Origin of the sequence: Novosphingobium rhizovicinum (assembly GCF_040813635.1) — a bacterium.
GTDB classification, from domain to species: domain Bacteria; phylum Pseudomonadota; class Alphaproteobacteria; order Sphingomonadales; family Sphingomonadaceae; genus Novosphingobium; species Novosphingobium rhizovicinum.
Map to the genome: position 1 here is coordinate 142,501 of NZ_JBFNXR010000033.1, position 3,078 is coordinate 145,578.

At 53.7% G+C, this 3,078-nt stretch carries 2 rRNA genes (1 of these 2 only partly in view); both read left to right on the forward strand.

Features of this window, described 5'->3' with window-relative positions:
- Positions 1-2,787, forward strand: a 23S ribosomal RNA gene (locus ABUH87_RS10425) (it extends 21 nt beyond the left edge of the window).
- Positions 2,788-2,922: 135 nt separating this feature from the next.
- A 5S ribosomal RNA gene (rrf, locus tag ABUH87_RS10430) occupies positions 2,923-3,037 on the forward strand.
- Positions 3,038-3,078 lie beyond the last annotated feature (41 nt).

The window sequence follows — 3,078 nt, forward strand, 5'->3', positions numbered from 1 at the left end:
TGGTGGATGCCTTGGCATGTACAGGCGATGAAGGACGTGGCACGCTGCGATAAGCGTCGGGGAGTTGTGAGCAAACTTTGATCCGGCGATTTCCGAATGGGGAAACCCACCTTCACCATTTCTCTCGTTGTGTGATGAGACTTTCGGGTTTTGGCACACAGTGAGTGAGGTGGATAAGGTATCACCGAGTTGAATACATAGACTTGGTGAAGCGAACCCGGGGAACTGAAACATCTAAGTACCCGGAGGAAAAGACATCAACCGAGATTCCGTTAGTAGTGGCGAGCGAACGCGGACCAGGCCAGTGCCTTCATTTCAACTAGCAGAACACTTTGGAAAGAGTGGCCATAGCGGGTGACAGCCCCGTATGCGAAAGTGATGATGAAGGACTCGAGTAGGGCGGGACACGTGAAATCCTGTCTGAACATGGGGGGACCACCCTCCAAGCCTAAATACTCGTACATGACCGATAGCGAACACAGTACCGTGAGGGAAAGGTGAAAAGCACCCCGATGAGGGGAGTGAAACAGTACCTGAAACCGAATGCTTACAAGCAGTTGGAGCTCCATAGGGAGTGACAGCGTACCTCTTGCATAATGGGTCAGTGACTTAATTTATCGAGCAAGCTTAAGCCGTTAGGTGTAGGCGCAGCGAAAGCGAGTCTGAATAGGGCGACTGAGTTCGATGAATTAGACCCGAAACCCGGCGATCTAGGCATGACCAGGTTGAAGGTGCGGTAACACGCACTGGAGGACCGAACCGTTGAATGTTGAAAAATTCTCGGATGAGTTGTGTTTAGGGGTGAAAGGCCAATCAAGCCGGGAAATAGCTGGTTCTCCGCGAAATCTATTGAGGTAGAGCGTCGGATGATTGCCGATGGGGGTAGAGCACTGGATGGGCTAGGGGGTCGCGAGATCTACCAAACCTAACCAAACTCCGAATACCATCGAGTCTAGTCCGGCAGACAGACGGCGGGTGCTAAGGTCCGTCGTCAAAAGGGAAACAGCCCTAACCTACAGCTAAGGTCCCCAAGTCATCACTAAGTGGGAAAGCATGTGGGAATCCCAAAACAACCAGGAGGTTGGCTTAGAAGCAGCCATCCTTTAAAGAAAGCGTAACAGCTCACTGGTCTAAATAAGGGTTCCTGCGGCGAAAATGTAACGGGGCTCAAGTGATGCACCGAAGCTTAGGGTGTGATCGTTTACGATCACGCGGTAGCGGAGCGTTCCGTAAGCGAGTGAAGTGGAAGGGTAACCGACCATGGACGTATCGGAAGTGCGAATGCTGACATGAGTAGCGACAAAGAGGGTGAGATACCCTCTCGCCGAAAGACCAAGGGTTCCTGCTTAAAGCTAATCTGAGCAGGGTGAGCCGGCCCCTAAGACGAGCCCGAAGGGGGTAGTCGATGGGAACCACGTTAATATTCGTGGGCCTGGTGGTGTGTGACGGATCACGTGTGTTGTCTGACCTTATTGGATTGGTCAGGCTTCGAAGTGGTTCCAGGAAATAGCCCCACCGTATAGACCGTACCCGAAACCGACACAGGTGGTCAGGTAGAGTATACCAAGGCGCTTGAGAGAAGTATCCTGAAGGAACTCGGCAAATTGCCTCCGTACCTTCGGAAGAAGGAGGCCCTCAGCTTGCGCAAGCAGGTTGAGGGGGCACAGGCCAGGGGGTAGCGACTGTTTAGCAAAAACACAGGACTCTGCTAAGTCGGCTTCAAGACGACGTATAGGGTCTGACGCCTGCCCGGTGCTCGAAGGTTAAGAGGAGGAGTGCAAGCTCCGAATTGAAGCCCGAGTAAACGGCGGCCGTAACTATAACGGTCCTAAGGTAGCGAAATTCCTTGTCGGGTAAGTTCCGACCTGCACGAATGGCGTAACGACTTCCCCACTGTCTCCAGGATATGCTCAGCGAAATTGAATTCTCCGTGAAGATGCGGAGTACCCGCGGTTAGACGGAAAGACCCCGTGCACCTTTACTGCAGCTTCAGAGTGGCATTAGGAAATAACTGTGTAGCATAGGTGGGAGGCTTTGAAGCGACGGCGCCAGCTGTCGTGGAGCCATAGGTGAAATACCACCCTGTTGTTTTCTGATGTCTAACCACGCACCGTTAGCCGGTGCTGGGACCCTCTGTGGCGGGTAGTTTGACTGGGGCGGTCGCCTCCTAAAGAGTAACGGAGGCGCGCGATGGTAGGCTCAGGACGGTTGGAAACCGTCTGCAAGAGTGCAATGGCATAAGCCTGCCTGACTGCGAGACTGACGAGTCGAGCAGAGACGAAAGTCGGTCATAGTGATCCGGTGGTCCCTCGTGGAAGGGCCATCGCTCAACGGATAAAAGGTACGCCGGGGATAACAGGCTGATGATTCCCAAGAGCTCATATCGACGGAATCGTTTGGCACCTCGATGTCGGCTCATCACATCCTGGGGCTGGAGCAGGTCCCAAGGGTTTGGCTGTTCGCCAATTAAAGTGGTACGTGAGCTGGGTTCAGAACGTCGCGAGACAGTTTGGTCCCTATCTGCCGTGGGCGTCGATACTTGAGAGGAGTTGTCCCTAGTACGAGAGGACCGGGATGAACATGCCTCTGGTGTACCTGTCGTGGCGCCAGCCGCGCAGCAGGGTAGCTATGCATGGACGGGATAACCGCTGAAAGCATCTAAGCGGGAAGCCTCCCTCAAGATTAGGTATCTTCGAGTCGTGATAGACCATCACGTTGATAGGCCGGGTGTAGAAGTGCGGTAACGCATGGAGCTAACCGGTCCTAATCACTCTGATCATGCTTGCAGAATCCCACCATCAACGACAGTCCTGCCAATCAGCAGGCACGCGTCGGTGGACGATGAAACCAGCCAGACACACATCGAACATGCACGGATAAACATCGATTAAAAACCCGATACGAAACGCGCCCGCTCCATTGCTTGGTGGCCATAGCGTCAGTGACCCACCCGATCCCATCTCGAACTCGGCCGTGAAACCTGACAGCGCCAATGGTACTAACGCTCAAGCGTTGGAAGAGTAGGACGTCGCCAGGCATTGAAGCAGGCGCGTAACTCGTATCGATCAAACCCATTCA